The organism is Catenuloplanes atrovinosus, from assembly GCF_031458235.1.
GTDB classification, from domain to species: domain Bacteria; phylum Actinomycetota; class Actinomycetes; order Mycobacteriales; family Micromonosporaceae; genus Catenuloplanes; species Catenuloplanes atrovinosus.
Window position 1 is genome coordinate 5,734,895 of record NZ_JAVDYB010000001.1, and the last position, 25,163, is coordinate 5,760,057.

The following is a 25,163-nucleotide window of genomic DNA, read 5'->3' on the forward strand; positions in this document are numbered from 1 at the left end:
ACATACCGTCGCGGTTGCTTGTTAAGGAGTCTTGAGACATGCCGGTATCGGTCACCATGCCCCGGCTCGGCGAGAGCGTCACCGAGGGCACCGTCACGCGCTGGCTGAAGCAGGTCGGCGACACGGTCGAGGCGGACGAGCCGCTGCTCGAGGTCTCCACCGACAAGGTCGACACCGAGATCCCGTCCCCCGCGTCCGGCGTGCTGACCAGCATCCTGGTGAACGAGGACGAAACCGCCGAGGTCGGCAGCGAGCTGGCGGTCATCGGCGGCGAGGGTGACGCGCCCGCCGCCGCACCGGCCCCGGACGCGGACGAGCAGGACACGGACGACGCGGCCGTCGAGGCGCGCACCGAGCAGTCCACCTCGGCGGACACCCCGGAGAACCTGGAGGCCCCGGCCCCGTCCTCCGGTAGCGACGGCGGCAACGGCAACGGCGGCGGCGAGGGCACCGTGGTGACCATGCCGGCGCTGGGCGAGAGCGTGACCGAGGGTACGGTCACCCGCTGGCTCAAGGAGGTCGGCGACCCGGTCGAGGTCGACGAGCCGCTGCTCGAGGTCTCCACCGACAAGGTCGACACCGAGATCCCGTCGCCGGCCGCGGGCACGCTGCTGGAGATCAAGGTCCAGCAGGACGACACCGCGGAGGTCGGCGCGGCCCTGGCCGTGATCGGCGCCGCCGGCGGTGCCGCGCCGAAGGCGGCGGAGAAGGCGCCGGAGCCCGGCCCGGCCGCCCCGGCCAAGCCCGTCGCGGAGTCGTACGCGACGCCGTCCCCGGCCGCGGAGGCCCCGTCCTCCTCGACGCCGGCCGAGGCGCCGAAGCCCGCGGAGGCCCCGAAGCAGGCCGACGCGCCCAAGGTCGAGTCGAAGCCGGCCCCGGCCGTCGCGTCCGCGCCGTCGAACGGCGCCGCGGACGAGGGCGAGGCCGCGTACGTGACGCCCCTGGTCCGCAAGCTGGCCGCCGAGCACAACGTCGACCTCGGCTCGCTGACCGGCACCGGCGTCGGTGGCCGCATCCGCAAGCAGGACGTGCTGGACGCCGCGGAGAAGGCGAAGGCGGCCGCCGCCAAGCCCGCTCCCGCCCCGGCGGCGGCAGCGGCCCCCGCCGCGGAGCCCAAGGCCAAGCCGGCGCCGAGCCCGCTGCGTGGCCGGACCGAGAAGATGACCCGCACCCGCGCCACGATCGCCAAGCGCATGGTCGAGTCGCTGCAGATCTCGGCGCAGCTGACCACCGTGGTCGAGGTCGACATGACCAAGATCGCGAAGCTGCGGGCCCAGGTGAAGGACGCGTTCCAGCAGCGGCACGGCGTGAAGCTGTCGTTCATGCCGTTCCTGGCGCTGGCCACGGTGGAGGCGCTCCAGCAGCACCCGGTGGTGAACGCGCGGATCGACCAGGAGGCCGGCACGATCACCTACCACGACGCCGAGCACCTGGCGATCGCGGTGGACACGCCGAAGGGCCTGATCGTCCCGGTGATCAAGGACGCGGGTGACCTGAACCTGGGCGGCCTGGCCAAGCGCATCGCGGACGTCGCGGACCGTACCCGGAACAACAAGATCGGGCCGGACGAGATCTCGGGCGGCACGTTCACGCTGACCAACACGGGCAGCCGGGGCGCGCTCTTCGACACGCCGATCATCAACCAGCCGCAGGTCGGCATCCTGGGCACGGGCGCGATCGTGAAGCGCGCCGTGGTCGTGGACGACCCGGAGCTGGGCGAGATCATCGTGCCGCGCTCCATGATGTACCTGGCGCTCTCCTACGACCACCGGATCGTGGACGGCGCGGACGCGGCCCGCTTCCTCAGCACCATGAAGGAGCGGCTGGAGGCCGGCAACTTCGAGGCCGAGCTGGGCCTCTGATCCACTCGTAGCTCAACCTGGGGGCGAATCCCGGCCGCGCGCCGGGGTTCGCCCCCGCCCGGCTTCCGCCCCGGCCGCCCCCAGGTCGAGTGAACGCCCGATCTTCAGGGAATGATGGCTCCATGAGGATTCTGCTGGCGGGGGCGTCAGGTTTCTTGGGTACGGCGCTGCGCGAGCGCCTAGCGGCGGACGGGCACGATCTGCGGCAACTGGTGCGGCGTACGCCGGAGACCGGCGACCAGATCCCGTGGAAGCCCTCCTCCGGCCACCTCGACCCGGCCGCGCTGCGCGGCGTGGACGCGGTGATCAACCTGGCCGGTGCCAGCATCGGCGGCCAGCGCTGGACCGCGTCGTACAAGCGCAAGCTGCGCAGCAGCCGGGTGGACACCACCGGCACGCTGGCCCGCGCGATCGCCGCGCTGCCCGAGAGCGAACGGCCGAAGGTCTTCCTCAACGGCTCCGCGAAGGGCTGGTACGGCGACACCGGCGACACCCCGGTCGAGGAGGAGGCGCCGGCCGCCGACGACTTCCTCGGCGACCTGTGCCGGGTGTGGGAGGCCGCGGCCCGCCCGGCCGAGGACGCCGGCGTGCGCGTGGTCTACCTGCGCTCCGGCCTGCCGCTGGACAAGCGCGGCGGCCTGCTGCAACCACTGGTGCTGCTGTTCCGGGCCGGGCTGGGCGGGAAGATCGGCAACGGCCGGCAGTACATCCCGTGGATCTCACTGGCCGACTGGGTGGGCGCGACCGTGTTCCTGCTGGAGCGCGACGACCTGGCCGGCCCGGTCAACGTGGTCGGCCCGGACCCGGCCACGAACGCGGCGTTCACCAGGGAGCTGGCGGCGGCGCTGCACCGGCCCGCGCTGATCCCGGTGCCCGCGTTCGCGTTGCAGGCGGTGCTGGGCGAGTTCTCCACCGAGATCCTGGCCAGCACGCGCGCGCTGCCGGGCGTGCTGCGGCGGGCGGGCTACGAGTTCCGTCACCCGACGCTGCCGGCCGCCATCCGGGCCGCGCTGGCGTAGACCGCCTCCTCCACCGCGCCGAGGTCGCCGGCCGCCTCGACCATGAGCAGCGTACGGCGTACCCCCGGTGGCTCCTCGATCGTCTCGTGGATCCGGCGGAGCCGGGCCGCGTAGGCGTCCAGGTCGCGGTGCGCGGGCGGCGAGCCGTCGATGCGCACGTAGTCGCGGGTGCGCGCGAGCAGTTCCTCCAGCATCGGCGCCGGCCCCGGGGCCAGGTGCACGGAGGCGTGGTCGGCGCGCTCGGGGTCGTGCCCGTGCGCCGCCGCGGTCGCGGACCAGCGCGCCAGCAGGTCCGCCTTCTCCGCGGCGTCGGCGTGCACGCCGAGCAGCAGCGGCAGCCCACGCCGGGCCGCCACCTCCACGGTCGCGGGCGTGGTCGCCGCGACCCAGACCGGCACGGCCGCGCGCGGCGAGACCGCCACCTCCCGAAATCTGTGGAAGTCGCCGTGGAACCCGACCCGGGGCGCGCCGGAGAGCCACGCGCACAGCAGGTCCAGCGACTCCGGGAAGCCGCGCTCGCGCCGGGACAGGCCGGTGCCGAAGACCTCCAGGTCCACCCACGGGCCGCCGCGCGCCACGCCGAGCCGGAACCGCCCGCCGGACAGCTCGTGCAGCAGCGCGGCCTCCTCGCCGAGCGCCACCGGATGCCGGGCCGGGAGCACGCAGGCGGCGGTGCCGATCTCGATCCGGTGGGTGGCGCCGAGCGCGTGGCCGGCCGCGACCGTCGCGGACGGCAGCGTGCCGTACGCCGTGAAGTGGTGCTCGGCCAGCCACACGTCGTCCAGCCCGGCCTCCTCGGCCGCACGCGCCAGCGACGGTACGGACGCGGGCCCGTGCGCGCCGAGCAGGAAGAGGCCGAGCCGCCGGCGGACCGGCGACTCGGCATCGGGACCGGACATCAGCAGTCGCGCAGCTCGGGGCTCTGGTTGGCGATCTGCGCGGTCGGCGAGATGAACCGCTGGTACGTCTCGCCACCCACCGCCGCGAGCTTGAACGCGGCAACCCGGTGGCAGTTCTGGAACGCGAGCTTCACGCCGAAGTGACGCTCCAGCCCGCCGCGGATGGCGTCGCTGGCGAGCGCGCGCAGCAGCTGGCCACGCTCCTTCTCGCTCGGCGGCGGGACGGCGTGGTCCTCGAACTCGCCGTCGCTCGCGGCGGAGCGGGACGCCACCTCGGACACGATCATCCAGGCGTACGGCAGCGACTGGCGGACGACGTCGACGAACTCGGCGTCGTTGACGACCTCGCCCCGCTCCACGCGGTCAAGCAGGGCGGTGGGTACGTCGAGGGACATACGGTTCTCCTAACGTGTTGCCCGTGAATCAGTTACCCACGGGAGTCTATTAACTCCGGAGAGCTACGTCGATGGCTGACGGATTGATAATGAAATCCGGATCGATCTGCTCCGTGAGGTCCGCGCCGACCCGCTCGCTGGCCCACGCCGCCGCGTTGCGCCGGTGGAACTCCGCGGCCTGGCGCGCGTACGTCGTCCAGTCCTTGCCGCACGCGTCCACCCGCGCGCGCATGTCGTCCAGCACCGCGCGGTTCGCCGGCTCCAGCGCCTCGATCGGCTGGAAGCGCCCACGTTCGGCCGCCTTCACGAACGCGGACCGGCCCACCCAGCCGACCAGGTCGTCGCCCACCTCCGCGCGCAGGAAGTCCACGTCGGACTCGTCGTCGACCTTGTTGCCGATCACCGCGACCCGGACCCCGAAGTCGCGGGCGTAGCCGGTGTACTGCCGGTAGACGCCCACGCTGCGCACGGTCGGCTCGCAGACCAGGAACGTCAGGTCGAAGCGGGTGAACAGGCCGGACGCGAACGAGTCCGCGCCCGCGGTCATGTCCACCACCGCGTACTCCCCCGGGCCGTCCGCGAGGTGGTTGAGCAGCAGCTCCACCGCGCCGACCTTGGAGTGGTAGCAGGCCACGCCCAGGTCCTCGGAGGCGAACGGGCCGGTCACCGCCAGCCGTACGCCGCGCACGTCGCGGACCAGCGCGTCGTACAGCGGGTTGGGCCGGTCGATGCCGATCAGCCGGGAGCCGCGGCCGGGCGGCGTGGTCTTGACCATGGCGGCGGCCGAGGAGATGCGCGGGTTGTCGCCGCGCAGGTACTCCTTGATCTCGCCGAGGTGGTCGCCGAGCGCGGGCAGCAGCACCGCCTCGTCGTCCGTGGCGCCGAGCGCGGCGGCCAGGTGCTGGTTGATGTCGGCGTCCAGCGCGAGCACCGGCGCCCCGCCGGCGGCCAGGTGACGCGCGAAGAGTCCGGCCAGCGTGGTCTTGCCGCTGCCGCCCTTACCGACGAAAGCTACTTTCACGAAATTTCCCCTACACGGCGTTGTGCGTATCAGGTCCCCCTAAATTGGTAGTCATTTCCAATAGCAGAGTCAAGCCGGAGTCACCCACGCGTGGTGATCATGGGCGGCGGGCCGGTCTACGCTGGAGCCGTGACGGACACGGTTACCGCACCGCACGCGGTGCGCGCGGGAGTCATCGGCTACGAGGCGGCCTGGGCCGAGCAGCGCCGACTGCACGACCTGGTGGTGGCGGGCGAGACGCCGGACACCGTGCTGCTGCTGGAGCACCCCAGCGTCTACACGGCCGGCAAACGCACCGAGCCGTGGGATCGGCCGGTGGACGGCACGCCCGTGGTCGACGTGGACCGCGGCGGGAAGATCACCTGGCACGGGCCGGGGCAGTTGGTCGGCTACCCGATCATGAAGCTGCCGGACCCGATCGACGTGGTCGCGTACGTCCGCCGGGTCGAGCAGTTGATGATCGACACGTGCGCGGAGCTCGGGCTGGCGGTCACCCGCGTCGAGGGCCGCAGCGGCGTCTGGGTGCTCGCGGACGAGCGCGGGCCGGACCGCAAGGTCGGCGCGGTCGGCATCCGGGTCGCGCGCGGCGCCACGCTGCACGGCTTCTCGCTCAACTGCGACTGCGACCTGACGTTCTTCGACCGGATCGTGCCGTGCGGCCTGCGCGACGCGGGCGTGACCTCCCTGAGCGCGGAGTTGGGCCGGCCGGTCACGGTCGCCGAGGTGCTGCCGATCGTCGAGCGCCGCCTCGGCACGCTCTCCGGGCCGATCGCGGCGGCGGGTGGCGAGGGCGGCGCGTAAACGCGACGTTCCGGCATCGCGCTCGATCCACCCGGCCGCCGACGCGCGACGCGGCGGTCCAGGCCACACCGCGGCAACCCGGCCACATCGGTGCCAGCCGTTGCCGCCCGCGGCAACCCGGCCACAGTGCGGCAGTGCGAGCCGCATCCGTGGCGGCGCCGGTCGTACCGTGGCGGGATTGTGATTTTTTCTGTGCGGTTCTCTGCCTTTCTGTGCACTCTTTTTCGGCGCTGAGCGGCCGTCGTGGAGATTGCCATTGGGTAACCGGCTGTTTGCCGTTTGTGGTGAGGGCCGTCACACGCGATCGGGCGTGAGCCACGTCGCGGTGCACCTCCCCGCGCCCGATGCCGGGCGTAGGCTGACTTTCGTGACGATCGAGCGCTCCGGGCCGCCGACAGCGACCGCAGTTACCAACAACTCCCACCCTGCCCCCGAGGGCCGGCGGATGTTGCGTATCGAAGCGCGCAATGCGAGCACGCCGATCGAACGCAAACCACCGTGGATCAAGGTGCGGGCCAAGATGGGCCCGGAGTACACGGAGCTGCGCGGTCTGGTCTCCCGGGAGGGCCTGCACACCGTGTGCCAGGAGGCCGGCTGTCCCAACATCTACGAGTGCTGGGAGGACCGCGAGGCCACGTTCCTCATCGGCGGCGACCAGTGCACGCGGCGCTGCGACTTCTGCCAGATCGACACCGGCAAGCCGGCCGAGTTCGACGCGGACGAGCCCCGCCGGGTCGGCGAGTCCGTCGCCACCATGGGCCTGCGGTACGCGACCGTCACCGGCGTGGCCCGCGACGACCTGCCCGACGGCGGCGCCTGGCTGTACGCGGAGACGGTCCGCCAGATCCACAAGCTCCAGCCCGGCTGCGGCGTCGAGCTGCTGATCCCCGACTTCAACGCGGACCCCGCGCAGCTCGGCGAGGTCTTCGACGCGCGCCCCGAGGTGCTCGCGCACAACGTGGAGACCGTGCCGCGGATCTTCAAGCGGATCCGTCCCGCGTTCCGCTACGAGCGCTCGCTCGACGTGATCACCCAGGCCCGCCGGGCCGGGCTGGTCACCAAGTCCAACCTGATCCTGGGCCTCGGCGAGGAGCGCGAGGAGGTCAGCCAGGCGCTGCGCGACCTGCACGAGGCCGGCTGCGAGCTGATCACCATCACGCAGTACCTGCGGCCGACGCCGCGGCACCACCCGGTCGAGCGCTGGGTCAAGCCGGAGGAGTTCATCGAGCTGCAGGCCGAGGCCGAGCGGATCGGCTTCGCCGGCGTGATGAGCGGGCCGCTGGTGCGCTCGTCCTACCGCGCCGGCCGGCTCTACCAGCAGGCCCTCGACGCGCGCTCGGCCGCGGCCGCCGCCTGACCTCCCGGGTCGTCCGCGGTCAGCGGGCGATCACGGGGCTCCGGGCACCGATGACGTAACCGCTGGTCAGCGCGATGGTGAGGACGCCGACCAGGATCAGCGCGGTGATCGCCAGGCCACGGCCCTGGGCGCCGGTACGCCGAATCCGCAACAGCGCGATCGGCGCGGTGACCAGGGCGGCCGGGGCGAACACGATGGCCAGCACGAGCGAGACGATGGCCAGGTTGTCGTAGCCGACCGGGCGTGCGGTGGAGACGAAGTCGCGGCGCGGGTCGGCCTGTCGCGGGGCGGACCAGGGGTTCGGTTCGGGCTCGTCCACCTCGGCGTCGTCGTCCCAGCGGTCCCACTCGTCGGGCTCCTGTGCGCGTTCCCACGCGTGCGGCGGGCCGGGCGCCGGCGATGCCGGGGGCGGTGAGGGCGCCGGGGGCGCCGAGGGAGCTGGAGGTGCGCCGACCAGCGAGGCCGTGCGGCGGTAGCGGTCGTACTCGCCGCGCAGCGTGGGGTCGGAGAGCGTGTCGTAGGCGACGTTCAGCAGGGACTGGACGTTGTCGCTGCCGCCGACGTCCGCGTGGTGCAGCCGGGACATGGCCCGCCAGGCGCGCTTGATCTGCTGAGCGTCCGCGTCCTCCTCCAGACCGAGCAGCGCGTACGCGTCGCGCCCGCCCAGCTCGCGGAAGTCGCGGCTCATGCCGGCCCCTCACGCGGCGGCCGGCGCTGATCGACCGTGCCGGGCGGGCGGGGCTCGGGCGTACCGGAAGCAGGCAAAGCCCCTCCACACGGCGTGAACCACTCCTTCCGGCCGAAGGAGTGGGTAACGCGAACGTTACCCAAGGCGATCCTAGATCGCCGCTCATCCACGCGGTCGGTTTCCCGTCGCATTTCGCCGCCCGCCCCTAGCCGGCCGCCGCCGGGGAGTCGAGCAGGCCCAGGCGGTGTGCGACCGCGGCGGCCTCCACCCGGTTCGCCACCTCCAGCTTCGCGATGATGCGGGAGACGTGGACGCTCGCCGTCTTCGGCGAGATGTACAGCTCGGCGGCGATGCGCGCGTTGCTCAGGCCCTCCGCGACGAGGCGCAGCACCTCCCGCTCGCGCTCGGTGAGCAGGTCGGCCCCGGGGGCGGCGGACACCGGCGCGAAGCCGGCGACCGTGCCGCGCAGGCCGAGCCGGCGGGCCAGCGTGGTGATCGCGGCGGAGAGCGGCGCGGCACCCAGCGCGCCGGCCAGCACGGACGCCTCCTCCAGCGCGGCGGTCGCGGTGTCCCGATCGCTCCCGGCGGTCACCTCGGCGAGATTGAGCAGCGCCCCGGCCAGGTGGTAGGGACGCCCGTCCAGCCGCCACGCCTCCACCGCGACCCGCCACGCGGCGACCACGTCCCCGGACCGCGCCGAGCCGGGGCCGTCCGCGAACGGACCAGCCTCGTCGCCGCCCGGCACCGCGCCTCCGGCGGACAGACCGACGCCGCCCACCGACGACCCGGCACCGCCGGTGGACGGGTCCGTGAGCGCGTCGAGCGGGCCGGGCGCGGGAGGGCAGCCGGCCGCGGAACCGTCCCTGAGAGCGGCAGCCGGGGCGCCCGACGTCGCCACGGCGGTGAGTGCGGCCAGTGCGGACGCCGGGACCAGGCCGGCGAGCAGGGCGGCCGTCTCGGCCGCGTGGGCGCGCTGGGGTGGGTGTTCGGCGAGCCAGGTGCCGGCGAGGTCCGCGATCCGGGTGGCCAGTGCGGTGTCGGACGCGTCGCGGGCGGCGGCGGCGATCGCGGCGGCCAGTGGCCAGTCGTAGCGCGGGTAGTCGCCGAGGCGCGGGTCGGCGGACGCGGCGCGTGCGGCCTCCAGCGCGGCGCGCTGGTCGCCCCGGGCGCGGGCGGCCACGATGGACAGCTCGACCAGCGGCAGCCGGAGCTGGTCCTCCAGGTAGGGCCGGGACAGGAAGGCGAGCGCCCGGGCAACGGCGTCGTCCGCGCCGGCCGCACCGCGACTCAGGCGCAGTTGCGCGCGCAGCGTCGTCCAGTGTGCGCCCAGGTTCCCGGGCGGGTCGAGCCGGGCCGTGTCGGCACAGCGCGCCTCCGCCTCGTCCCAGCGGCCCAGCGCGAACAGGGCCTCGGCCGCGTTGGAGATCAGGAAGAGGCCGACCGAGCGGCTGATGCCGACGCGTTTCGCCTCGGCCATGCCCTCGGACGCGACCCGCTCGCTGGCCGCCCAGTCACCGATCTCGAACAGCGAGTCGGAGTTGTTTATCAGCGCCTTGACCAGGCCCTCGATGTCGCCGCTGCGGCGGGCCAGCGCGATCGCCCGGCGCTGCTCGTCGATGCCGCCGCCGACCGAGTCGAGCCGGCACGCGACGCGGGACAGCGCCAGGATCGCGGCGATCTCGGCGGACGGGTCGGACGTGTCCCGCGCGGCGACCCGGACCACCTCGGCCGCGGCCCGGCCACCCTCCCGGCTGATCTTCGCCAGGTGGCCGGAGATGTCGGCCAGCAGGTGCACCCGGGCGGCCGAGGGCGGGCAGCGCATCGCCAGCTCCAGCGCGCGATCCAACTCCTCGGCGCCGTCGCTCTTGCCGAGCGTGCGCAGCAGGCGGCCGCGCTGCTCCAGCAGCCGGCCCACGCGCAGCGGCTCCGCGGCGTCGTCCGCCTCCGCGAGCGCGGCCCGGGTGAGGCTGACGCCGCGGTGGTAGTCGCCGGCCGCGGTGACCGCGCCGAGCGCCTCCTCCAGCAGGTCGAGGTGGGTCATGCCGAGCAGCGCGCCGGCGTCCGGCACCTGCTCCCACAGGTCGAGCATGCGGTCGAGCAGCCGGCTCTGCTCCGCGTACGCGTACCGCCGGCAGGCCGCGTCGGCGGCGGCGTGCGCGGAGACCAGCGCGCGGGGATGGTCGTGCGCCACGAACCAGTGGTGGGCGATCTCGGCGGGTGCCCGGGACGCGCCGACCAGCGACGCGTCCGCCTCGATGATCGCGGCGTAGCGCGCGTGCAGCCGGGTGCGCTCGCCGGGCAGCAGGTCGTCGTGGACGGCCTCGCGGACCAGCGCGTGCCGGAACTCGTAGCCACCGTCCGGGTCGGCGACCATGAGCTGGCCGGCGATCGCGGCGCGCAGCGCGGGCTCCAGTTGCTCGGCGGGCAGCCCGGCGGCCTCGACGAGCAGGTCGTGGCCGACCTGGTTGCCGCCGACGGACGCGATGCGCAGCACCCGCTGTGCCGCCTCCGGCAGCCGGTCGACGCGGGCCAGCAGCAGGTCGCGCAGCGTCTCCGGCATGGTGGCGCAGCAGTTCGGATCGCCGGTCGCGGCCAGCTCCTCGATGAAGAACGGGTTGCCCTGCGCGCGGTCGTGGATGTCGTCGACCGCGCGGGCGGTGGGCTCGGTGCCGAAGAGCTGGGCGAGCACGCGGGCGGTGCCGTCCCGGTCGAGGCGGTCCAGCTCGCGCCGCTCGACGCCGCGCACCCGGTCCAGCTCGGCCAGGTAGGGCCGCAGCGGGTGGCCGCGGTGCAACTCGTCCGACCGGTACGTCCCGACGAGCAGCACGCGGGACCGGCGCCCGGACCGGATCAGGAACGCGATCAGGTCCCGGGTGGACCGGTCGGCCCAGTGCAGGTCCTCGATCAGCAGCACCAGCGGCCGCTCCTCCGCCATCCGCGCGAACAGGCCGGCGACCAGGTCGAACAGGTAACCGCGGCTGGCCTGCGCCTCGCCGGGCTGGCCCAGCTCCGGCAGCAGCACCGCGAACTCGCGCTCGTGCCCGGCGAACAGCGGCGCGCCGCCGCGGCGCAGCACCTCGCGCAGCGCGGACGCGAACGGCGCGAACGGCAGGCCCTCCTCGCCCAGCTCCAGGCACTGGCCGGTGAGCAGTTGCACGCCCTCGCCCGCGGCCCACCGGCCGAACTCCTCGCAGAGCCGGGTCTTGCCGACGCCCGCCTCGCCGCCGATCAGCATCGCCGCGGTCTCCCCGCCGCGGGCGCGCTTCAGCGCCTCGCCGAGCGCGGCGAGGTCCGCGTCGCGCCCGACCAGCGCGGGCGGCCGGGCCGGGAGCCTGGATGCCGTCACGGGGACGAGCATGCCACGCGGGTGTGACGAATTCATCGAGGGCGCGGGCGGCGGCAGCAGGGACAGCACGGGCCGGGCGGCCGTCTCCGGCGCCCGGCCCGCGTTCCCCCGTGCCGACCCCTCAGCGGTTCCGGGGTGGTCCATCATCCGATACGCCGGTTCAGCCCCGCATCGGGGCAGGTCCGGACCGGCGCGGATGCCAGCGCCCCGCCTTCCGGGCGCGTACCCGGGCGGCCAGCGCGTCCGACCGCGCGGCGCGCATCAGGTCGGCCTCGCGGGTGCGGTGCAGGGCCAGGATGAGCTCGGAGTTCTGCAACATGATCGATCCGCCTTCCGTCTCGGTGACGTCACTTACGCTCCTCGGGAAGGCACCACCGGCGCATGGGGCGCGCGCCGCATTCCCGGGCGATATCGGCGCCTAAGACCCGCCTTAGTCCGCCCTGGTAAGGCCCTTTGGCGCCGTAAGGTACTTACGAAGTCCGGGCCGGGACGGGCGCGCGGAGCGGTGGCGCGGCACCGTAGACTCGACACATGGCAAAGCCCCAGGAGAAGGTCTCGTTCGGCCAGCGGCTGAAGCAGATCGGGATGGTGTTCCAGTTCACCGCCAAGCACGACCGGTGGTTCGCGCCGCTGCTCGCGGCCGCGCTGGTGATCCCGATCGCGCTCGCCGTGCTGGCCATCCTGCTGAACTGGGGCATCTTCACGGTCATCCTGTTGTTCCTGCTCGCGCCGCTGGCCGCGCTGGTCGTGCTGAGCGTCCGGTCGAACAGCGCGATGATGACCGCGGCCGAGGGCCAGCCGGGTGCCGCCGCGTCGATCCTGGAGCAGATGCGCGGCGACTGGCGGGTGCGGCCCGCGGCCAGCTCCACCACCAGCTTCGACATGGTGCACATCGTGATCGGCCGGCCCGGCGTGATCCTGGTCGGCGAGGGCGAGTCCTCCCGGGTCCGCAACCTGCTCGGCCAGGAGAAGAAGCGCCTGTCGAAGGTGATCGGCAACGCGCCGCTGCACGACTACATCATCGGCACCGGCGAGGGCGAGCTCTCCATCCGCAAGCTGCGGATGACGCTGCTGCGCCTGCCGCGCGACATCTCCGGCGCCGAGGTCAACGCGCTCGACAAGCGGCTCGCGGCACTGTTCGCCCGCCCGCAGATGCCGAAGGGCGCGATCCCGAAGAACATGCGTCCCAGCAAGGGCCAGTTCCGCCAGATGCGCGGACGCTGATCGGGAGGTCGTCGTGCCGCTGTTGCGCCGCATCATCGGGTCCGTTCTGCGCCGGCTCCGGCTCGCTCAGGGCCGCACGCTGCAGGACGTGGCCCGCGACGCCGACGTCTCGCTGCCCTACCTCTCCGAGATCGAGCGAGGGCGCAAGGAGGCGTCGTCGGAGATCCTGGCCGCGATCTGCCGCGCGCTCGGCATCGGGCTCGGCGACCTGCTCGACGAGGCCCGGCGCGAGCTCGCCCGCACCGATCCGCGCCGCACCGCGCCCCGCGCCATGGCCTCGGCCCGTGGCTCCGCCGGTGCGCCGCGCAGCGCGGCCCGGCTCTGCGGCGGCAACGCCGGGCGGCTGCGCGCCACCGTTGCGCTGGAAGCGATTCTCCGCTCAGGAGAAACCTTCGAGGGTACGGCGATGAGCGCCGCACGCTGAACGAAAGCGACCGGGTGGGTCCGTCCCACCCCCGACTTTCGGGAGCGTGCCATGCACTCCGTCCACCCCCAGCCGGTCCACGCGCGCGGCCGTGAGGAGGCCCCCGGGCCGGGCCTGTTCGAGGGCCAGGTCTTCGAGCGCCTCCTCCGGGAGCGGATCATCTTCCTCGGCCGCGAGGTCGACGACGCCATCGCGAACACGATCTGCGCCCAGATGCTGCTGCTGGCCGCGGACGACCCGGAGCGCGACATCGTGCTCTACATCAACTCCCCCGGCGGCTCGGTCAGCGCGGGTATGGCCGTCTACGACACCATGCGCTTCGTCCCCAACGACGTGGCGACCGTGGCGCTGGGCATGAGCGCGTCCATGGGCCAGGTGCTGCTCTGCGCGGGCACGGCCGGCAAGCGGTACGCGCTGCCGCACGCGCGGATCATGATGCACCAGGTCTCCGGCGGCATCGGCGGCTCCAGCGCCGACATCGCGGTCCAGGCCCAGAGCATGATGCACGTGCGCCGCACCACCATGGAGCTGATCGCCAAGCACACCGGCCAGACCACGGAGCAGATCGCCGAGGACTGGGACCGGGACCGCTGGTTCACGGCCCGGCAGGCGCTCGAGTACGGCATGGTCGACCACGTGGTGACCACGGCCGACGAGCTGGCCACCGCGCGCTGACCGCCCGGGCCCGTGAGCCGCGGGGGCGCCGCGGCTCACGGGCCCGGGTCTTTCTCGCCGCCACCCACGGCACCGGCGGGAGCCCGGCCGCCGCCCCGGACCGGAGTAAACGCTCTGCCCATGCGGCCCACCGGTGCCCGCCGGAGCATGCGGACCACACCACGGCGGAAGCGGTTAAGCCTTTTTGCGCGGCGCCGGGACGACGATCGAGCCGGCCAGCCGGTCGTGCAGGCCGCGACGGCGGTCGTCGAACACCAGCATCGGCAGGACCAGGCAGATCAGCAGGCCGCGGATGAGGCCGCGGAGCGGGCCGATCGCGCCGCCGCGGTCCACGTCGACGACGGCGATGCGGGTGAGCGCCATGCCGGGTGTCTGGGCGAAGAAGCCGGCGAAGACCGTGTAGATGAAGATCAGCGCGACGACCGGGGACCAGCCGTCGCGGGTGGGCTCGCCGTAGAGGTTCGCGATCAGCAGGCAGAGAGCCCAGTCGATCGCGAGCGCGCCGAATCGGCGGCCGAGCGTGGGGAGTTCGATTTCGCCGTCGGGCGGATCATTCGACTTTTGCTGTTTATTCGAGGGATTCGCGGCCACGAAACCGAGGTTAACGGTCAGTATTCGGGAGGCGTGACGCCGGGCAGCGTACGGGTTGTATGGTCCGTTCAGGCCGTTACCGCGTACCTGTTCGGTGGATAATCCAGCAGCTCCCGGTCGTAACACGGCAGAAACAATCGAGACATGCTCGGGCAACCCCGCAGCCATACGGTCGCGCTCAGCCTAGCCAAAAGTGGACGTGCCAGGAGGACGTGTGTTCGCCAATTCCGAGGAGCTGCTGCGATACCTCAGGGATGAGGACGTAAAGTTCGTCGATGTTCGGTTCTGTGACCTGCCCGGCGTGATGCAGCACTTCACGCTGCCGGTGGAGAGCTTCGACGACTCCGTCTTCACCGACGGCCTCGCCTTCGACGGGTCGTCGATCCGCGGGTTCCAGGCCATCCACGAGTCCGACATGCTGCTGCTGCCGGACGTCGCGTCCGCCTTCGTCGACCCGTTCCGGATCGCGAAGACCGTCGCGCTGAACTTCTTCATCCACGACCCGTTCACGCGGGAGCCCTACTCGCGTGACCCGCGCAACGTCGCGAAGAAGGCGGAGGCCTACCTCGCCTCCTCCGGCATCGCCGACACCGCGTTCTTCGGTCCCGAGGCGGAGTTCTACATCTTCGACTCGATCCGCCACAGCACCTCCGCGAACGAGGCGTTCTACCACATCGACTCGATCGAGGGCTGGTGGAACTCGGGCAAGGAGGAGCCGGGCGGCAACCGCGGCTACAAGACCGCGTACAAGGGCGGCTACTTCCCGGTCCCGCCGGTCGACCACTACGCCGACCTGCGCGACAAGATGGTCACCAACCTGATCAACTCGGGCTTCACCATCGAGCGGGCGCACCACGAGGTCGGCACCGCCGGCCAGGCCGAGATCAACTACAAGTTCTCGACGCTGCTGCACTCGGGCGACCAGGTCCAGCTGTTCAAGTACATCGTCAAGAACACCGCGTGGGCCGAGGGCAAGACCGCCACGTTCATGCCGAAGCCGCTGTTCGGCGACAACGGCTCGGGCATGCACACCCACCAGTCGCTCTGGGCGAACGGCGAGCCGCTGTTCTACGACGAGACCGGCTACGGCGGCCTCTCCGACACCGCCCGGTGGTACATCGGCGGCCTGCTGACCCACGCCCCGTCGCTGCTCGCGTTCACCAACCCGACGGTCAACTCGTACCGTCGCCTGGTGCCGGGCTTCGAGGCGCCGGTCAACCTGGTCTACTCGGCGCGTAACCGGTCCGCCTGCACCCGCATCCCGGTCACCGGCACCAACCCGAAGGCCAAGCGCGTCGAGTTCCGCGTGCCGGACCCGTCGAGCAACCCGTACCTGGCGTTCTCCGCCATGCTGCTGGCCGGCCTGGACGGCATCAAGAACAAGATCGAGCCGCCGGCCCCGATCGACAAGGACCTCTACGACCTCCCGCCGGAGGAGGTCGCCAACGTCAAGCAGGTGCCGGGCTCCCTCGACGCCGTGCTCGACAAGCTGGAGACCGACCACGAGTACCTCACCGCGGGCGGCGTCTTCACCGAGGACCTGATCGAGACCTGGATCGACTACAAGCGCACCAACGAGGTCGACGCGGTCCGCCTGCGCCCGACCCCGCACGAGTTCGCGATGTACTACGACTGCTGATCCGGTCGCGCCGTAGGGCGCGGTCGTTTCCGGTGGAGGCCGGGCCCCTCGGGGTCCGGCCTTCGTTCGCTTCCCCGGCGGCCGGCGGCGAGTCCTCAGGTTGTCAGGTTCCGGGCCGATCAGCCGAACGTGCCGGATCAGATCTTCCTTCTGGCCAACGTCGCCATCACGGTCGCCTACGCGGCGATCGCGGTGGCGATCGCCGTGCCCGTGGGCCGGGCCGGGCAGTTGCGCACGAACAAGCTGGCGGTGGCCACCGCGATGATCTTCTTCAGCTGCTCGGTCGGGCACGGCCTGCACGCGGTGATGGCGACCCGGGCGGTGCTGGGCCTGCCCGGCGCGCACGCCGGGCACGTGGCGGACCTGGGCTGGACGTGGAGCTCGGCGGCCTGGGACACGCTGACCGCGCTGATCGGCCTGTACTACTGGACGCTGCGGCGCGGGTACGGCGTGCTGCTGGGCCGTGGCGCGATCTACGTCGATCCGGGCGGGCAGCGCAATCTGGCCGAGGCCGCCGGCCGGGAGCAGCGGGCCCGGGAGCAGGCCGCCCAGCAGCGGGCGTGGCTGACCGCGGTGGTCGAGCACAGCGACGACGCGATCATCGGGCTCACCCCGGAGGGTGTGATCACGGCCTGGAACCGGGGTGCGGAGCGGACGTTCGGTTATCCCGCCGAGGAGGTCCTCGGCCGGCCGGCCCGGATGCTCGCGGACGGCGACGGCAACGCGCAGCAGGACGACGTGCTGGCCCGGATCAGGGCGGGCGAGGACCGCGTCCGGTACGAGACGCAGCGGGTGCGCAAGGACGGCACACCGATCGACGTGGCCCTCAACGTCGCGCCGATCCGGGACTCCGGCGGCACCGTGATCGGCGTGTCCGTGGTCGCGCGCGACATGACCGCGGCCCGGGAGGACGAGGACCGGCGGCGGGCGCTCCAGGAGCGGACCAACCAGGCGCAGCGGATGGAGAGCCTGGGCCGGCTCGCCGGCGGGGTCGCCCACGACTTCAACAACATCCTGGCGATCATCACCAACTACACCGAGTTCGCGATCGAGCAGACCGCCGACCGGCCGGCGGCCCACGACGACCTCGTGCAGGTACGCGCCGCGGCCGGCCGGGCCACCGCGCTGACCCGGCAGTTGCTGACGTTCACCCGCGGCGACACGGTCCAGCCGCGCGACGTCGACCTCAACGACGCGATCGAGGAGGTCCGGGCCATGCTGGACCGCACGATCGGCGAGGACATCACGCTGCTGGCGGTGCCGGCGGAGCAGCCGCCGATCGTGCACCTCGACCCGGGCCAGCTGCACCAGGTGCTGCTGAACCTCGCGATCAACGCCCGGGACGCGATGCCCGGCGGCGGCACGCTCGTGCTCGAGGCGGGCCTCGTCACGCTGGACGGCGACGAGTTCGACATGCAGCCGCCGCTGCCCGCGGGCACGTACGCGCGGCTGCTGGTCTCCGACACCGGCGAGGGGATGCCGCCGCACGTGGCGGAGCACATCTTCGAGCCGTTCTTCACCACCAAGCAGCGCGGCAAGGGCACCGGCCTGGGCCTGGCCACCGTCTACGGCATCGTCACCGAGGCCGGCGGCAGCCTCAACGTCTACACCGAGCCGGGCATCGGCACCACGTTCCGGATCTACCTGCCGACGGTCACCGCGCCCACCGTGCACGACCCGGCGCGCGAGGCGGCGCCACCGCGCGGCGCGGGCCGTACCGTGCTGGTGGTCGAGGACGAGACGGCGCTGGCCCGGGTGATCGTGCGAATCCTGTCCGGCCACGGCTACCGGGCGCTGGCGGCGGCCGGAGGCGCGGAGGCACTGGAGATCCTGGCCGGGCACGACTGCGACCTGCTGCTCACCGACGTGATCATGCCGGAGATGTCCGGCACCCGGCTCGCCGACCTCGTCCACCGGACGCATCCCGGCCTGCCGGTGGTGTTCATGTCCGGCTACAGCAACGGGCTGCTCGGCTCCACGCACGTCATCGACGGCGACATCGTCCTGCTGGAGAAGCCGTTCACCGGCGCGGAGCTGCTGCGCAAGGTGGGCACCGCGCTCGCCGGCCGGCGTCGCTCGGAGCCGCGGTCGACCGTCGATCTGGAGTAGACGGTCAGACGTCCAGAATCCTCGCGTCCGGCAGGTACGGCTCGCCGCGCCGGTACGGCTTCTGCGGCTTGTGACAGGCCAGCAGGTCCAGCAGCCGGGGGTGCTCGCGCAGATCGACGCCGGCGGCGGTGGCGAACTCGGTCACGTCGGTGAACGGGCCGCCGAGGTCGCGCAGGTCGACCGCGCGGGAGGCGCCGGCGAGCGTGATGCCGGGCAGGACGGCGAGTTCCGCCGCGGTGGCGGCGTTGACGTCGACGCGGTCGACGAACGTGGGCGGCCGGGTGCCGGGCGGCACCACCGGGCGGACCAACTGCTCCTCCGCGGCCGGCGAGCTGGGCGGCGGGAGCGGCGTGGGCCGGGGCACGGGCACCCCGGCGGCGAACCCGGACGCCCCGGACGGCTCGGACGGGGTGGTAAAGCGTTGCCACCAGCTCACCGGAACGCAACCTCCGCAGATGTGCACGGGCCAGAGATCAGAACTCTACGGGCCGCCCGTTGCCGGTGCCCATATCCCAGTCCTCCGGCGCGGTCGCGGCGACCGCGCGGTTGGCGGCCCAGGTGCGAATGGCCTCTATCCGTTCCGACTGGGTCACGCTGAGCGGCACCGTGTTGGAGACGGCGCGCACCAGGTCGTCACGCTGGAGCGGGCGGCGTTCCGCGAACGCGTCGTAGAGCGCGGAGACCACGGCCTGCTCGATCTCGGCGCCGGAGAACCCGAGCGTCAGCTTGGTCAGCTCGTGCAGCAGGTCGGGCGTGAGGTCGAGGCGGCCGGCCACGGCGGGACGGCTGAGGCGGCGGGCGAGGTGAACGGTCCAGATGGCGGTGCGCTCCGGGCCGGTGGGCAGGTCCACGAAGAAGATCTCGTCGAAACGTCCCTTGCGGAGCAGCTCGGCGGGGAGGCGGTCGATGTCGTTCGCGGTGGCGATGACGAAGACCGGGCGCGTCTTCTCCTGCAGCCAGGTGAGGAACGTGCCGAGCACGCGCGCGCCGGTGCCGGTGTTGTCGCCGGTCGAGGAGCCGGCGGCGGCCAGGCCCTTCTCGACCTCGTCGACCCAGAGCACGCACGGCGAGGTGGCCTCGGCGGCGCGGATCGCGGTGCGCATGTTCTGCTCGGACGAGCCGACCAGGCCACTGAAGACCCGGCCCAGGTCGAGGCGGAGCAGCGGCAGGCCCCAGCCGGCCGCGACGGCCTTGGCGGTGAGCGACTTGCCGCAGCCGGGCACGCCGGTGATCAGCACGCCGCGCGGCGCGGGCAGGCCCCAGGCGGCGGCCTCGTCGAGCCAGGTGCCGTCCCGGCGGAGCAGCCAGCGCTTCAGGTTCTCCAGGCCGCCGACGTCGGCCAGCCCGGTGTGCGGCTCGACGAACTCGAGCAGGCCGGACTTGCGTACCGCCTGGCGTTTCTCCTCGTGGACGACGGCCAGGTCGGCCGGGGCCAGCACCGCGTCGTCCACCATGGCCCGGGCGAACGCGTTCTCCGCCTCGTGCAGCGTGAGCCCGAGCGCGGCCTTGGCGAAGCGCTCCCGGTCGCCGGGCGTGAGCGTGACCGTGATCCGGCCGGTGGCCACGTTGTCGTCGATCATGCGGTCCAGCAGCGCCCGGATCTCGGTCTCGGCCGGGAGCGGGAAGTCCAGGATCGAGACCTCCTTCTCCAGGTCGTGCGGGATGTGCAGGCCGGGCGCCAGGATGATCAGCGTGCGCGGGACCGGGCCGGCGCGGAACGCGACCGCCACGTCGCGGAGCAGCCGGACGACCGCGGGGCCGAGCGTGCCGTGCAGGTCGCAGAAGACGAACACGCTGGGCTCGTCGGTGCGCAGCGCGGCGACGAGCGCGTCCTCCGGGTCGATCGCGCCGCGCACGGCCGTGCCGTCCGGCTGGATCAGCCCGCTCGTCGGCGACCACGTGAGCAGCACCCGCGGGGTACGGACCAGTTCCGGATCGCGGGCGACCGCGGCGATTTCGGCGAGCGCGCGATGTTCCTCGTACGACTCGACGTAGAGGATCGGAATCCGCGCGCGGAATGCCTGCGAGAGGTCGCCCCTGAAACCGCCCGACGGCATCGCATTTCCTCCCCGCAGACGTTCGACCGGCAGAAGAGTAGCAATGAGCCGAAGAGGTGTTGCCTATGCACACCCGGCCCCGTTATTGTGCATCGATTTTCCAGGGAACTTTCAGCTAGGAGATACTCGAATCATGTCCACCACCCCCGTCGCCGTCGGTCAGAAGTCCTGGGTCGTCACGCTTCTGCTTGAGATCTTCCTCGGCACGCTCGGCATCCACCGCTTCTACGTCGGCAAGATCGGCACCGGCATCCTGATGCTGATCACCCTCGGTGGCTTCGGCCTCTGGTGGCTCATCGACCTGATCCTGATCGTTACCGGCAACTTCAAGGACAAGCAGGGTCTCGCGCTCGCGCGCTGAGCCGTGGCGTCCGGCCCCCGGGATCACCTCGCGATCCCGGGGGCCGATCCGTCTCCGGCAGGGAAGATCGTCGGTACGATGCGGGCAGGGTTCCGGCGTACGGCGGAGGCGACGATGGTCTTGGTCAAGGGTCCGGTGGTCGTCGGCATCGACAACGGCGGCACCGCCAACAACGCGACCGTCCTCACCGCGGCCGGCGAGTTCCTGGTCGACCGCATGGTCGAGATCCCCAGCCGGGTCAAGGAAGGCCCGGAGCAGGCCGTGACCGCGCTCTCCGACGCGCTCGACAACATCCTGACCGTCACCGGCGTGCCCCGCGACGCGGTCGTCGCCGTCGGCCTGGACACCCCCGGCCCCGCCACCGCGGACGGCGTGATCTCGCAGAAGGGCTCGACGAACTTCTCCGAGCCCGCCTGGCACGGCTTCGACATCCGCGGCGCGCTGGAGGCCCGGCTCGGCCTGCCCGTCGTCTACAACAACGACGGCAACGCGGCCGCGCTCTACGCCCACCACGTCTACTTCGGCGCCGCCGCCGCGGACACCTCGTCCATCTCCGCGATCGTCGGCACCGGCCTCGGCGGCGGCGTCGTCGAGAACGGCCAGGTCGTCCGGGGCGCCGCGGGCATGGCCGGCGAGCTCGGCCACGTCACCATCCCGCTGCACGGCCTGATCGAGGACGACCAGCCGCTGCCGACCTGCAACTGCGGCTTCACCGGCGACTCGGAGAGCATCGCCTCCCTCACCGGCATCGCCAAGAACCTCCTGCCGTACTGGCTGGCCCGCTACCCCGACCACCCGCTGCACGACGAACCCTCCATCATGGCCGCCGCCAAGAAGCTGCGCGGCATGGCCGAGGCCGGCGACGAGATGGCCCTGCGCGTCTTCGAGCAGCAGGCCACCGCCATCGGCCGCCTCTTCACGGTCGCCGCCAACTTCACCGACCCACACGCCTACTTCGTCGGCGGCGGCGTCGTCGAGACCCAGCCCCACTTCCGCGAGTGGTTCATCAAAACCGTCCGCGACCACACCCTGCTCCGCGCCGAACAATCCGCCGTGGCGACGTTCGCCCTGGTCCCGGACCTGGACATGGCCGGAGCACGGGGCGCGGCGATCGCGGCGCTGGAGCGCCACGTACCGGGCGAATAACAGCCTTCATTTCATTCTCCCGCTTCCGGCGGGTCCGGTTCCGCTTGCTCGGAGCGGGCACCGGTCGTCGCTGGCGCTCCTCCCTGCCGGATCCGTGGGCGGCCGGGGTCGCCCGCGAGCCGTTCAGGGATGACGGGGCGCCCCGGTCTTCGGGCGTCCCGCGACTCCGACACGTCGCGGCGATGGTCCGGCACCGACCCCGACATCCTGGGTCCAGTTCGCACGGCCGCCCGGCCGCCACAGCGGGCACCGTTCCGAGTAGCAGCGCCAGTACCAGGCACCGTTCCGCCTCCGGCGCAGGGCGATCCGGCTCTGCCCGCAGGCGCCGCAGAGCGGTGGCCGGCTGAACTCCCTGGCGTGCTCGTGTTCGAGCAGCTTGCGTGCGAAGTACGCCCCGCGCATGGTCACCATGACCTCACGCGTCCACGACTGGGAGAGCACGTTGAGGCTTCCGAGCAGCACCAGTTGCTCGTCGATCACCACGATCTTCTGGTGCATCTCGTTGACCTCGACCACGGTGTCCAGCACGGATCGCAGATCGGCCAGGAACCGCTGATGCGCGGGCTTCTGCTGCAATTGGTCGCTCTCGTCGCGGACGAACAGCGTGACGCGCACGCCACGGCCCACCGCGTCGCGCAGGACCGGCAGGATCGTGCGGACCCGCGTGGCGGTCCACGGCGCCCACAGCCAGATCGAGTGCCGTGCCGCCGCGAGGTGGTCGGCGAACGTGGTGTAGAACTCGCGCTCGTCCTGAATGTCGCAGACCCGGACGTGCTGGGCGAGCAGTTCCGCGAGCTCGCCGGTGAACGTCCCGGCGAGCTTGGTGAGTTCACCGCTGGGCGTGCTGGTGGGGCTGACCAACTGGTTCGCCCGGATGACGCGCGCGCGTCGCTGCGCGACGAGATCCGCGATGTAGTGGAACGGCGTACCCTCCGCCGCGGATGCGAGCCGCGTCCGGCTGCCGATCAGGTACAGCCGGTGCTGCGTGCGGGTGACGGCCACGTTGAAGAGCCGGATGCCGTCGCGCAGGTAGTGGTCCTCGCCCCGGGTCGCCTTGGCCATCCAGCGTTCACCGTAGCCGTCCTCGACCATGTCGAAGATGACGATCGGGAACTCACGCCCCTGGAAGCGGTGCGCGGTGCCGACCTCCGTGACGGCCGAGGAATCGGCCTCGTGGTCGCGCAGCGCTTCCAGCGTCGCCTCGACCTGACGGCCGTACGGCGTGACGATGCCGGTCCGTTCGCCCCGGGCCCGGTGGTAGTCGGACAGCACCCGGGCTAGCAACGCGCCCGCCGGCCACCAGCCCTTGTGCCAGCCGTCCGGCCGGACGCGCGAGATGTCGCCCAGCTCGTCGACGTCGATGAAGAGGATCTCCGGATCGTTCGCGGGGTGCGGCCGGACGGACCCGCCCGCCTTGAGGCGGCCGTCGTAGGCGATCGCGTTGGCCAGCCCCATGATCTCGGGTCCGAATCGATGCTGGACGTCCAGCATGGTGCAGCCCGGGTGCCGTTCCGCGTCGTCCGGCGCCTTTATGCCGCAGTGCGCGAACACGTCGCGGAGGAGCCAGGTCCTCACCTCTTGCCGGTCGGACTCCTTGACCTGCTTCTCGTCTATGACGGCACCTAGCTGCATGAAGTCGCCGAAGAGCACCGCCGCCCCGGTGGCGCGGGAGACCGCGAGCAGAACCTCCGGAAGGTTGGCGGCACCGGCCTCGTCTACCAGCACGACGTCGTACGGTCCGTCCATCAGCGGCTTGCTCGTGCGGAGCCGGGCTAGCGTGGTCGCCACCAGCCGGGCACTCTTGATGATCTCGCCCTCGGCGTCCCGGCTCAGGCGGGCGTACTGCTCATGCACCGTGGTGAACGCCTGCTCCAGCCGGCTCCGCTCCTCCTCGGCGGCGCTCACACGCGTCCGGAGCACCCGGGCCTGGGCGTCGAGGGCGGGCAACTCGCGCGCGTCTGCGTCCGCGACGAGTGCGCGCTGCGCCTCGGTCGGCGCCGCCGCCTCCGCGGTGAGCAAGCGCTGCTGGGCCGCGTCGAGGGCGGTCTCCGCCGCCTCCGCGAGCCCGGTTCGGCGGGCCGCCTCCGCGCGCGCGTCCCGCAGCGCCGCCTCCAGACGGTCGAGGTCCTGACGGGTGTGGCCGGCCGCGTCGGCCGTCCTCCGGATGCGATCCGCCGTCTGCCGGCGATGCCGCTCGACGAGTTCCCTGGCCTCCTGTGCCCGCAGCCGCGCGTGCTCCGCCTCCGACCGGGCCTGCTCCAGTTCCTGGGCGAGCTTCCTCAGACGGCCCCGGTTCGTCAGTCGGGACAGCCGGTGGCCGGCGCTCAGCTCCCGGATCTCGGTGTCGATCAGGTCCGCGGCGTGCCGGGCGCGGAGCGCCTGAGCGGCCTGCCCGTCGGCGGCCTCCTCCAGCGTGGTCAGGTCCTGCCGCATCCGGTCGATGTCCCGGTACGCCTGCCGCGCGGGTTCCCCGGCGGCCCAGCTCTGTTCGGCGGCGGCACTCCGGCGGTTCGCCTCGTCGGCGCGCGACCGGGCCGACCGTGCCACGTCACGTGCCTCCGATGCCGCCTCGGCGAGCCCGGGCACCGCCGCTGCCGAGGTGATGGCGCGCCGTGCGAGGTGGTACGCGGCCACGTCGAAGCCGGCCAGCGCGCTGTCGAGCCGGGCCAGTTCGTCCCGCTCCGTACGGATCCGCACAAGCTGCCGTTCGATCCGGGCGCGCTCCCGGGCGACGGACTCCAGCCGACTCTCCACCAGGGCGGGAAGGCAGACGTCGGGATGCGCGAGCACCTCCGGGTGATGCGGCGGTCCGACCCGCAGCAGGGCCCCGGGGCGGTGCCGCTTGCTCTTGACGGCGCCGAGCAGGGCGTTGTCCACGGCGATATTGGTGGCGGAGACCAGCAGCACCCGCTTGCCGCTCCGTACCAGCGTGTCGATCGCCTCGGTGATCACCCTCGTCTTGCCGGTGCCGGGCGGCCCCCAGACCAGGTGCACGCCGTGGCCGAGGCAGGCGGAGTAGGCCGCGTTCTGCGCCGGGGTGAAACCGCTGATCTCCCTGGTAGCGGCGGGAGACGGCGCGAGCCGTCCGGCCGCCAGCTCGTGCGCCAGTCCGGCGTCGCCGAGCCCGACGATCCCATCGCGCAGCGCGATCAGCAGGTGGATGGGGTCCTGTTTCTCCTGCCAGAGGTGCGGGTCTTCGATGTCCGCGAACTCCGGGGCCCGGAAGCGGACCGCCTCGCCCTCCTGCACGGCTTCCAGCACCGGATGGGCCGGACCGGACTCGGGGCCGCCGGGCCCGGCCAGCCGCAGCGACTCGATCTGATCGAGACCGGAGAACCTGGTCCCCCGGAGATCCACCGAGTACCACCCCGGCTCGACGAGCCGGGCCCGCCCGATCCTCGACGATGTGCCGGACCGCCTCGGGCTCTCCTTCGCGGCGATCCAGACGTCGAGTGCGATGCCCACGAATTCACGCCAGTCCGGCAAGACCGACCCCCACCGCGTCTCAGCGAACAACCGCCACGACACTACCGTCAGCAACCGGCCAGG

Annotated in this window: 20 protein-coding genes and 1 pseudogene; 11 read left to right on the forward strand and 10 right to left on the reverse strand. The window is 72.5% G+C overall.

Annotated elements, in window-relative coordinates; genetic code table 11:
* Positions 1 to 38 precede the first annotated feature (38 nt).
* The gene (gene sucB, locus J2S41_RS25320; protein ID WP_310371131.1) at positions 39 to 1,862 is read left to right on the forward strand and encodes a 2-oxoglutarate dehydrogenase, E2 component, dihydrolipoamide succinyltransferase; all 1,824 of its coding nucleotides are present in this window, start codon (positions 39 to 41) and stop codon (positions 1,860 to 1,862) included.
* 122 nt (positions 1,863 to 1,984) lie between these two features.
* On the forward strand, positions 1,985 to 2,881 hold the full coding sequence (locus J2S41_RS25325) for a TIGR01777 family oxidoreductase (protein WP_310371133.1): 897 nt from the start codon (positions 1,985 to 1,987) through the stop codon (positions 2,879 to 2,881).
* Here the strand turns inward: J2S41_RS25325 and J2S41_RS25330 are convergent.
* The 3 genes from J2S41_RS25330 to J2S41_RS25340 are packed head-to-tail and all read right to left on the reverse strand — an operon-like array spanning position 2,839 to position 5,196.
* Positions 2,839 to 3,780 (reverse strand): LLM class flavin-dependent oxidoreductase, encoded by a 942-nt coding sequence (locus J2S41_RS25330; protein WP_310371135.1) that lies wholly within the window; start codon positions 3,778 to 3,780, stop codon positions 2,839 to 2,841. The genes J2S41_RS25325 and J2S41_RS25330 overlap by 43 nt on opposite strands.
* Complete coding sequence (locus J2S41_RS25335; RefSeq protein WP_310371137.1) at positions 3,780 to 4,175, reverse strand: SCO5389 family protein; 396 nt, start codon at positions 4,173 to 4,175, stop codon at positions 3,780 to 3,782. Before J2S41_RS25335 ends, J2S41_RS25330 begins: the two co-directional genes overlap by 1 nt.
* 49 nt (positions 4,176 to 4,224) lie before the next feature.
* Positions 4,225 to 5,196, reverse strand: a complete 972-nt coding sequence (locus J2S41_RS25340; RefSeq protein WP_310371139.1) for an ATP-binding protein — start codon at positions 5,194 to 5,196, stop codon at positions 4,225 to 4,227.
* A 129-nt stretch (positions 5,197 to 5,325) separates the two neighbouring features.
* Here J2S41_RS25340 and lipB point away from each other — a divergent pair, with 129 nt between their 5' ends.
* Both lipB and lipA read left to right on the forward strand, forming a co-directional pair.
* Complete coding sequence (gene lipB, locus J2S41_RS25345; protein ID WP_310371141.1) at positions 5,326 to 5,997, forward strand: lipoyl(octanoyl) transferase LipB; 672 nt, start codon at positions 5,326 to 5,328, stop codon at positions 5,995 to 5,997.
* A 310-nt stretch (positions 5,998 to 6,307) separates the two neighbouring features.
* Positions 6,308 to 7,354 (forward strand): lipoyl synthase, encoded by a 1,047-nt coding sequence (gene lipA, locus J2S41_RS25350; RefSeq protein WP_374728163.1) that lies wholly within the window; start codon positions 6,308 to 6,310, stop codon positions 7,352 to 7,354.
* Positions 7,355 to 7,373: 19 nt separating this feature from the next.
* Here lipA and J2S41_RS25355 read toward each other — a convergent pair whose 3' ends face one another.
* The 3 genes from J2S41_RS25355 to J2S41_RS25365 form a co-directional block, all read right to left on the reverse strand.
* On the reverse strand, positions 7,374 to 8,042 hold the full coding sequence (locus J2S41_RS25355; protein ID WP_310371143.1) for a DnaJ domain-containing protein: 669 nt from the start codon (positions 8,040 to 8,042) through the stop codon (positions 7,374 to 7,376).
* 205 nt (positions 8,043 to 8,247) lie between these two features.
* On the reverse strand, positions 8,248 to 11,388 hold the full coding sequence (locus J2S41_RS25360; protein WP_310371146.1) for a helix-turn-helix transcriptional regulator: 3,141 nt from the start codon (positions 11,386 to 11,388) through the stop codon (positions 8,248 to 8,250).
* A gap of 160 nt (positions 11,389 to 11,548) precedes the next feature.
* Entirely contained in the window at positions 11,549 to 11,707 is a 159-nt protein-coding gene (locus J2S41_RS25365; protein WP_310371148.1) for a hypothetical protein, read from the reverse strand.
* 212 nt (positions 11,708 to 11,919) lie between these two features.
* Between J2S41_RS25365 and J2S41_RS25370 the strand changes: the two genes are divergently transcribed.
* The 3 genes and pseudogenes from J2S41_RS25370 (at position 11,920) to J2S41_RS25380 (ending at position 13,711) form a co-directional block, all read left to right on the forward strand.
* Positions 11,920 to 12,612 (forward strand): DUF4191 domain-containing protein, encoded by a 693-nt coding sequence (locus J2S41_RS25370; RefSeq protein WP_310371150.1) that lies wholly within the window; start codon positions 11,920 to 11,922, stop codon positions 12,610 to 12,612.
* Positions 12,613 to 12,625: 13 nt separating this feature from the next.
* Positions 12,626 to 12,859, forward strand: a pseudogene (locus J2S41_RS25375) (helix-turn-helix domain-containing protein); the annotation flags it as partial.
* A 228-nt stretch (positions 12,860 to 13,087) separates the two neighbouring features.
* Positions 13,088 to 13,711: a ClpP family protease gene (locus J2S41_RS25380; RefSeq protein WP_310371152.1), complete on the forward strand. Its 624-nt coding sequence runs from the start codon at positions 13,088 to 13,090 to the stop codon at positions 13,709 to 13,711.
* 174 nt (positions 13,712 to 13,885) lie between these two features.
* Here the strand turns inward: J2S41_RS25380 and J2S41_RS25385 are convergent, their stop codons facing one another.
* Positions 13,886 to 14,245, reverse strand: coding sequence for an RDD family protein (locus J2S41_RS25385; protein WP_310376528.1), 360 nt, complete (start codon positions 14,243 to 14,245; stop codon positions 13,886 to 13,888).
* A 271-nt stretch (positions 14,246 to 14,516) separates the two neighbouring features.
* On the opposite strand from J2S41_RS25385, the gene glnA reads away from it, so the two are divergent.
* Both glnA and J2S41_RS25395 read left to right on the forward strand, forming a co-directional pair.
* Complete coding sequence (gene glnA, locus J2S41_RS25390) at positions 14,517 to 15,941, forward strand: type I glutamate--ammonia ligase (RefSeq protein ID WP_310371154.1); 1,425 nt, start codon at positions 14,517 to 14,519, stop codon at positions 15,939 to 15,941.
* A 129-nt stretch (positions 15,942 to 16,070) separates the two neighbouring features.
* Positions 16,071 to 18,050 (forward strand): PAS domain S-box protein, encoded by a 1,980-nt coding sequence (locus tag J2S41_RS25395; protein WP_310371156.1) that lies wholly within the window; start codon positions 16,071 to 16,073, stop codon positions 18,048 to 18,050.
* A gap of 4 nt (positions 18,051 to 18,054) precedes the next feature.
* Here J2S41_RS25395 and J2S41_RS25400 read toward each other — a convergent pair whose 3' ends face one another.
* On the reverse strand, positions 18,055 to 18,486 hold the full coding sequence (locus tag J2S41_RS25400) for a ComEA family DNA-binding protein (RefSeq protein ID WP_310371158.1): 432 nt from the start codon (positions 18,484 to 18,486) through the stop codon (positions 18,055 to 18,057).
* A 37-nt stretch (positions 18,487 to 18,523) separates the two neighbouring features.
* A complete protein-coding gene (locus tag J2S41_RS25405) occupies positions 18,524 to 20,107 on the reverse strand; it encodes a Ycf46 family AAA ATPase (RefSeq protein WP_310371160.1) in 1,584 nt (527 codons plus the stop codon).
* 133 nt (positions 20,108 to 20,240) lie between these two features.
* Here J2S41_RS25405 and J2S41_RS25410 point away from each other — a divergent pair, with 133 nt between their 5' ends.
* Together J2S41_RS25410 and J2S41_RS25415 are read left to right on the forward strand one after the other, a co-directional pair.
* The gene (locus J2S41_RS25410; protein ID WP_310371161.1) at positions 20,241 to 20,468 is read left to right on the forward strand and encodes a TM2 domain-containing protein; all 228 of its coding nucleotides are present in this window, start codon (positions 20,241 to 20,243) and stop codon (positions 20,466 to 20,468) included.
* 114 nt (positions 20,469 to 20,582) lie between these two features.
* Complete coding sequence (locus J2S41_RS25415; RefSeq protein WP_310371163.1) at positions 20,583 to 21,614, forward strand: ROK family protein; 1,032 nt, start codon at positions 20,583 to 20,585, stop codon at positions 21,612 to 21,614.
* A gap of 123 nt (positions 21,615 to 21,737) precedes the next feature.
* Here the strand turns inward: J2S41_RS25415 and J2S41_RS25420 are convergent, their stop codons facing one another.
* A complete protein-coding gene (locus tag J2S41_RS25420) occupies positions 21,738 to 25,079 on the reverse strand; it encodes an AAA domain-containing protein (protein WP_310371165.1) in 3,342 nt (1,113 codons plus the stop codon).
* Between the last annotated feature and the right edge of the window lie 84 nt (positions 25,080 to 25,163).

What these genes read in the sequence shown, in the direction of transcription:
- sucB (WP_310371131.1), top strand. Translation starts at nt 39, where the DNA reads ATGCCGGTATCGGTCACCATGCCCCGGCTCGGCGAGAGCGTCACCGAG.
- J2S41_RS25325 (WP_310371133.1), top strand. Translation starts at nt 1,985, where the DNA reads ATGAGGATTCTGCTGGCGGGGGCGTCAGGTTTCTTGGGTACGGCGCTG.
- J2S41_RS25330 (WP_310371135.1), bottom strand. Translation starts at nt 3,780, where the DNA reads ATGTCCGGTCCCGATGCCGAGTCGCCGGTCCGCCGGCGGCTCGGCCTC.
- J2S41_RS25335 (WP_310371137.1), bottom strand. Translation starts at nt 4,175, where the DNA reads ATGTCCCTCGACGTACCCACCGCCCTGCTTGACCGCGTGGAGCGGGGC.
- J2S41_RS25355 (WP_310371143.1), bottom strand. Translation starts at nt 8,042, where the DNA reads ATGAGCCGCGACTTCCGCGAGCTGGGCGGGCGCGACGCGTACGCGCTG.
- J2S41_RS25365 (WP_310371148.1), bottom strand. Translation starts at nt 11,707, where the DNA reads ATGTTGCAGAACTCCGAGCTCATCCTGGCCCTGCACCGCACCCGCGAG.
- J2S41_RS25370 (WP_310371150.1), top strand. Translation starts at nt 11,920, where the DNA reads ATGGCAAAGCCCCAGGAGAAGGTCTCGTTCGGCCAGCGGCTGAAGCAG.
- J2S41_RS25380 (WP_310371152.1), top strand. Translation starts at nt 13,088, where the DNA reads ATGCACTCCGTCCACCCCCAGCCGGTCCACGCGCGCGGCCGTGAGGAG.
- J2S41_RS25405 (WP_310371160.1), bottom strand. Translation starts at nt 20,107, where the DNA reads ATGCCGTCGGGCGGTTTCAGGGGCGACCTCTCGCAGGCATTCCGCGCG.
- J2S41_RS25410 (WP_310371161.1), top strand. Translation starts at nt 20,241, where the DNA reads ATGTCCACCACCCCCGTCGCCGTCGGTCAGAAGTCCTGGGTCGTCACG.
- J2S41_RS25415 (WP_310371163.1), top strand. Translation starts at nt 20,583, where the DNA reads ATGGTCTTGGTCAAGGGTCCGGTGGTCGTCGGCATCGACAACGGCGGC.